General features: G+C 31.2%; 4 protein-coding genes and 1 CRISPR repeat array. All 4 genes read right to left on the bottom strand.

Annotated features, from left to right (window positions below; all coding sequences use genetic code 11):
* Positions 1-23 precede the first annotated feature (23 nt).
* Entirely contained in the window at positions 24-569 is a 546-nt protein-coding gene (locus tag KA873_RS12445) for a YdhK family protein (protein WP_000592150.1), read from the bottom strand.
* Between the two features lie 17 nt (positions 570-586).
* Complete coding sequence (locus KA873_RS12440; protein WP_210140531.1) at positions 587-2,647, bottom strand: heavy metal translocating P-type ATPase; 2,061 nt, start codon at positions 2,645-2,647, stop codon at positions 587-589.
* Between the two features lie 1,563 nt (positions 2,648-4,210).
* A CRISPR array of direct repeats spans positions 4,211-4,536; the repeat unit is 37 nt; unit sequence GTTCTCGTCCCCTCTTTTACGGGGTGGTTATAGATTA.
* 189 nt (positions 4,537-4,725) lie between these two features.
* Positions 4,726-5,385, bottom strand: coding sequence for an EcsC family protein (locus tag KA873_RS12435; RefSeq protein ID WP_204187204.1), 660 nt, complete (start codon positions 5,383-5,385; stop codon positions 4,726-4,728).
* A gap of 121 nt (positions 5,386-5,506) precedes the next feature.
* Entirely contained in the window at positions 5,507-6,175 is a 669-nt protein-coding gene (locus KA873_RS12430; protein ID WP_348634406.1) for an EcsC family protein, read from the bottom strand.
* Positions 6,176-6,476 lie beyond the last annotated feature (301 nt).

Here is a 6,476-nt window from a genome sequence, read left to right as displayed (position 1 = left end):
ACAATTATACGGACTTTATCTTTTTATCGTGCTTTCAGCTCATTTCCTGTCATCCATTTATGATTTTTAATGATTTTACCATTATCTTTGGATTTGTAATCAACTACGTAAACAGTAGTCTTTTTCACGTTATCTATATTGGCTGTAGCACCTTTCATACCAGACATATGACTTGCTTCTAATTTAACAGTATCGCCCTTACTAAATCCATCTTTAGGTGCATCTTTAATCTCTTCGTTTACGACCCATTTATGATTGTTTACTTTTTCATTTCCATTTGTGGGTTTATAACTTACAACATAGGCATATGTTTTATACGCACCTTTTACAGTAGCTTCTGCACCTTTCATACCTGGCATATGCCCTGCTGTAATCGTTACTTTATCTCCCACTTTAAATTCACCCTCATTAGTCGATTTCATATCTTCTGGAACTTTACTTTCATCATTATGCTTCATATGGCTCTCACTTTTTTGGTCATTAGTGTCTTTATCTTTTTCATCATTATTGGAGCAAGCTGATAATATTAGTAATGATCCTAATATCATAAAAAATAATTTTTTAATCATAATAAAACTCCTATCTTTTATTTTAATTTTAATGTAAAGGCATTAATTGCAACAATAACCGTACTTAGTGACATTAAAATAGCACCTATTGCAGGTGATAAAATCAAGCCGATAAATGCTAAAATACCAGCTGCTAAAGGTACAGCAACAATATTATAACCTGCACCCCACCATAAGTTTTGCACCATTTTTCTCATAGTATTATTTGAAAGGGTCAAGAAATGAATAATATCTGATGGATTACTTTTAACAAGTATGATATCACCTGAATCCACTGCAACATCTGTGCCTGCACCAATTGCTATACCAATATCGGCTCTTATAAGACTCGGCGCATCGTTGATACCGTCTCCGACCATCATGACTTTATTACCGTCACTTTGATAATCTTTTATAATGCTTTCCTTATCTTCTGGCATGAGTTGTGCGTGGACATCACTAATACCTAATTCTTTTGCGACAGCGTGTGCCACTTCATTATTGTCACCTGTAAGCATGACTGGTGTAATATTTCTTGATAGTAAATCAGCTACCATTTGTTTTGAGCTTTCTTTAATTTGATCTCCTTGAGCAATCATGCCAATGACTTGTTGATCCTCAATTAAATAGCTGATTGAATTACCTTGTTGAGCTAATTTAGTAAACAAGTCATCGTCATAATTAAGTTTATGTTTATCAAGATAAGAGACATTTGTTATTTTATATGTTTTATTATCAATTAGACCTTCTAATCCGACACCTGGAATATTATTAACGTCTTGTGGATTAGTAAATGAAACATTTTTACTTTTCGCAAAATCAACAATACTTATAGCTAATGGGTGATTAGATTGACTTTCTAATGAGGCGAAAAGGCTTAATATTGTATCATTACTCAAATCATTTTTAAAGCTCTCATAATGATTCACAGAAAAGTTACCCTCAGTTAAAGTACCAGTTTTATCCATCATTACATAATCGATATGTTGAGCTATTTCTACAGACTCTCTATTTTTAATAATTAAACCATTATGTGCACCAATTGAAGTAGAACGTGCAGTGACTAAAGGTATTGCCAAGCCTAAAGCATGTGGACAAGCAATGACTAACACAGTTACAAGACGTTCTAATGCAAAATCAACATCATTTTGAATGAGCATCCAGACAATAAAAGAAATCACGCCAACACTTACAGCAAAGTAGAATAAATAACCCGCTACTTTATCAGATAACAATTCAGCACTAGATTTATCACTTTGTGCTTGATTAACAAGTCCCATAACTTGAGAAAGATATCCATCTTCTCCCACAGCTGTAACCTTGACTTGTATTGTTCCAGACCCATTAATAGAACCCCCGATGACGTTGTCATTTTGATTTTTTTGTACTTTTTTAGATTCTCCAGTGACTAGGGATTCATCTATAGATGTTTGTCCTTGAACGATAATACCATCTGTTGGAATGCTTTCTCCGGCTTTTACTTCGACGATATCATCAGTCATGATGTCTGATATTTTAACTTCTTCGCGTTGGCCATTATCCATAACTTTAATAGCACTATTAGGTAACAGTTCTGCCATTTTCTTTAAAGCATCTCCAGCATTTCCGACAGCATTCATTTCTATCCAATGTCCTAATAGCATAATTAAAATTAAGGTTGCTAATTCCCAAAAAAAGTCCATTGTATGACCAGTTGCACTACTAAAGTTATTCATATAAAAAGCATACAAGCTATAAATATAAGCTACTGAGATACCTAGGGTAACTAAGGTCATCATGCCTGGTTTTTTTGTAGCAATTTCATCTTTACCACCAGACAAGAACGGTTTACCACCATAAAAGAATAAAATTGTACTTAATATTAACACTACCCATTCAGAACCTGGAAATGTGAATTGAAAAGGTAAGTTAACACCCATCAGTGGCGATAAAAGAATGATAGGTATTGCAAAAATTAATGAAACAAAAAACTTAACTTTAAAATTTCCATGATGATGTGCATGGCCACTATGATGATGTGAGGCATGGTTATCATGATGCATTTGATTGGAATGATTCATGTGATTTTGATGATTATGCTCTTCACCATTATTATTCAAATTAACCCCTCCTAATGAAAATGTTATAGTAAAGTTACTTATACTATAACATATACCCACCCAGGGTATAAAGGTTTTCAATTTATCTCCTTTTATGGATTTATATAATTCCGAACCTTATATCTACACGTCCTACATTAGACCTTGTCATCGATGTTTAAAACAATGTTTTAATTAAAAGATCTAATCTTAACTATCACATGACAATACACTCTAACCAAGGTTATCATTACCAACACAAGTCATATATTAATATTCTTAAAGAAAATAGCGCATTTCAAAGTATGCCTAGAAACGAAAATTGTCTTGATAATTATTAGAGAAGCCAGTAAATGAGTTTATAGCAAACTCATTTACTGGCCATTTTTCTAGTATTTATGCTCACTCTCTTCAAACTATATTAATCATTTTTTGATTCTCATATTCTACGCCACAATAGCTGCATTCTATTAAAGTTACTATATATTCAATCAATTTCAAAGTGAGTTATATACAACCTATTTTTTAGTTTTATTTGTGATACGCTTCCCCTTATCAGTGATTTTGCTAAAAAACTTTCAAAGTTATTATTTTTTCAACAAATACCTTAGAGGGTTTTTATTATTTAATATTAACTTTATTTAAATTTTGAATTTTTTAAAATCGTTAATAATGATCGTGCAGCTAATAATACAAAAGCTATTATTGGACTGAATCGGAATTAGGCTGTTCATCTGTTTCTGGCAATGTATTATTCGTAACTTGTGTTTGAGTTTCATTATTTGCTTTGAATAATATTTAAATTTTGTAATTTCTTACTTTGTTTTGATTCGCTATTGTCAGTTGTTTACTTTTAATCCTCATTATTCGCGCTATAATTAGATAGATAGTGTTAAATCTTGGGTTTTTGTTGATGGATAATAACCTACTTCAGTTAATTCTTGATAGTCAATCTCACAGCTCTGGTGCCAGTTTCTACTAAACCGTATTTATACTACATCCCCATGTTCAGACTTATTAACATAAAAACTCACAGAATGATCTACCTTATCTCCAGTTTTAAAAAAGTTACATTTTCTAGATGGTAATCTTGTTCTTTCATAATACTGATGCCTATATCTGGAGCATTGCTAGCTGTTACTTCGCTTTCATTCGTATACTAAATAATAAAGTATTTACTAATGTAGTTATGGTAAAAATATTTATTTTTATATCTTGATTCAGATTTAATTCTTATTGTTTATTTTCTTAAGTAGTAGCTCTCGAAATTGCACTACACTGCATCAAATTCCTCAATAATATACATTCCATTCACTGTTATTTGTATTTAGTATTAGTTTTCTAATTCCAACTTAATCTCAAAGAAATTATTTGTATGAAAGTTATTTTTGTTTCTGCTTATTTAAAAATTGAATGTTGATTAATTGCAAAAACAATGAATTACAGTTTAAATCTTGATTTTTTTGTTCCTCTTTTTTTGCAGATTATTTTATCAAACCAAATATATTTTTAATACTTGCTCTCAATTCTACGGGAGGTTATTGATTTCTTTTTAACCAAGCCAATTGGGATCATCAAGATGAGGTTCTCGTCCCCTCTTTTACGGGGTGGTTATAGATTTAGCAAAAGAATTATATCATATAGCAAAAGTTGAAAATGTTCTCGTCCCCTCTTTTACGGGGTGGTTATAGATTAATTTTAAACGAAAACGAAAGAAAAATTTTAGCTGGTTCTCGTCCCCTCTTTTACGGGGTGGTTATAGATTATGGAGGACTATTTAAACACTAACGTTTATACAACAGGTTCTCGTCCCCTCTTTTACGGGGTGGTTATAGATTACTTAATCGTAGCAGGTATTTTAGGAGTAATATTCGTTCTCGTCCCCTCTTTTACGGGGTGGTTATAGATTAGATAGCTGTTTAAAGCCTATAACACCAGTAGTTCAAAGGTGAAAATTGCTGTCAAAAATAGTGACAAACCCATCATACTATAAGTGCTTCTTGTCATATTTTTTGACAAACTAATTCCTCTTTTCAACAACTAAATATATAGACTATTTTTTACTTACACTATTAAAAAACAGTCATTAATTTAACTTTCTAGTTAATAATTATTCTTACTCTATCATTATCTTGATCAAATGGCTCAAAAGTTTTTTTAGCTATCTCTGCAATTGCTCTAGTTGTAACTACGTCAAATGAAGCTCCCACTGCACCGCCTAAAACTGGAACCATTTTTCCTAGATTAATTAATCCTTTTTCACCAAATTTAGTTACTAATCTAAATCCTATTTTTTGATTAATTTTAACTAGTACACTTCCTGGTATTCTTTTAATTTGGGCTTTTCCAACATTTTGTGCAAACTTTACTCCAACATCTTTTAATATATCACCTGCTGTTTGCCCAGTTAAGCATAGATATACAAGTGTTTTTACTTCATCATCTTTTAAATCATAACCTCTTATATGAGCAATAGCTGCAATCATTCTCATTTGCACATAAATAACAGAAGCTATATTAGCTGGTACTGCTACTGGTAGTGTTATCATCCCGCCTAAACCTGTAAGGAAGCCAGAAGTTCCTGTTTTACTCAATTGATTTTTTACCAATTTTTTTATAGCTTTGTCTTCATCTTTATGTTTTTTTAAATAATTATTAGCTAATTCTTCCGCAGATAAAGTTCCTGGTAAACCATTTAACGTTTTATCATAAGCCCAATCCAACGTGGCTATCATTTTATTACCATTAATTTTTTCCATGCTACTACTCCTCTAATAAAAATGAAAATTTATTTTTTTAATTAATTAATTATTATAGTGCTTCAATATTTCAAAAGAATCTCTTATTTTTATAGTACGTGATAAATTTATTATTTTATTATTAACAAACGATGACTACATCCGCGTCATCTTCATCAGCATTCAATGGAATTGAAGTAAAAGTTTTTTTAGCTATCTTTGCAATTGCTTTAGTAGAAGCTATATCAAATGAAGCTCCTATAACTCCACCTAGCATTGGTACCATTTTTCCTAAATTAATTAATCCTTTTTCACTAAATTTAGTTACCAATCTAAATCCAACTTTTTGATTAATTTTAAGAAGTACATCACTTGGTATTCTTTTTAATTGTGATTTACCAACACTTTGTGCCATTTTTACTCCAACATCTTTTAATATATCATTTGCTGTTTGTCCAGTTAAACATAAGTACACTAACGTTTTTACTTCTTCGTTTTCTAAGCTATATCTTCTTATATAAGCAATGGCTGCAATCATTCTCATTTGCACATAAACAACTGAAGTTATATTAGCTGGGAGTGCTACTGGTAGTGTAACTATACCACCTAAGCCTGTAATGAAACCAGAAGTTCCAGTTTTACTTAACTGTCCTTTTACTAATTTATTAATAGCTTTGTCTTCATCTTTATATTTTTCTACATATTTATTTGATAATTCTTCGGCTGAATAAGTTCCTGGTAATCCACTTAGAATTTTTTCATAAACCCAATCTAAAATATTATTCATTTTATTGCCATCAATGTTCTCCACTATTTAATCCCTCCTCCAATATCTTATTAATTTCACTACTTTTTTATTATTTAAACTAATTAATTTCTACTTTTAAATGCAAATGAAATTTTTTGTATTTGTAAATCAAGTTAACTACGAAATTATAAATTATTATCCACTCTTATACAAAGTGGTTATTGAATGACGAATTCGACGGAACACATGAGTTTCAAAATTTAGTTCTTGTCCCCTGTTCTCCGGGGTAGTTATCGAATAGATAAGTCGGTAGACATGATTTTGTGTGACTTACCGTTCTCGACCCCTGTTCTCCGGGGTAGTT

The sequence above is a fragment of the Staphylococcus sp. GDY8P45P genome (assembly GCF_017892745.1).
Taxonomy (GTDB): Bacteria; Bacillota; Bacilli; order Staphylococcales; family Staphylococcaceae; genus Staphylococcus; species Staphylococcus cohnii.
Note: the sequence above shows the minus strand (reverse complement) of the source record. Positions and strands in the feature narration are given on the sequence as shown.

Excerpts from the sequence above, each read along its gene's own strand:
- KA873_RS12445 (WP_000592150.1), bottom strand. The coding sequence starts at position 569 with ATGATTAAAAAATTATTTTTTATGATATTAGGATCATTACTAATATTA.
- KA873_RS12435 (WP_204187204.1), bottom strand. The coding sequence starts at position 5,385 with ATGGAAAAAATTAATGGTAATAAAATGATAGCCACGTTGGATTGGGCT.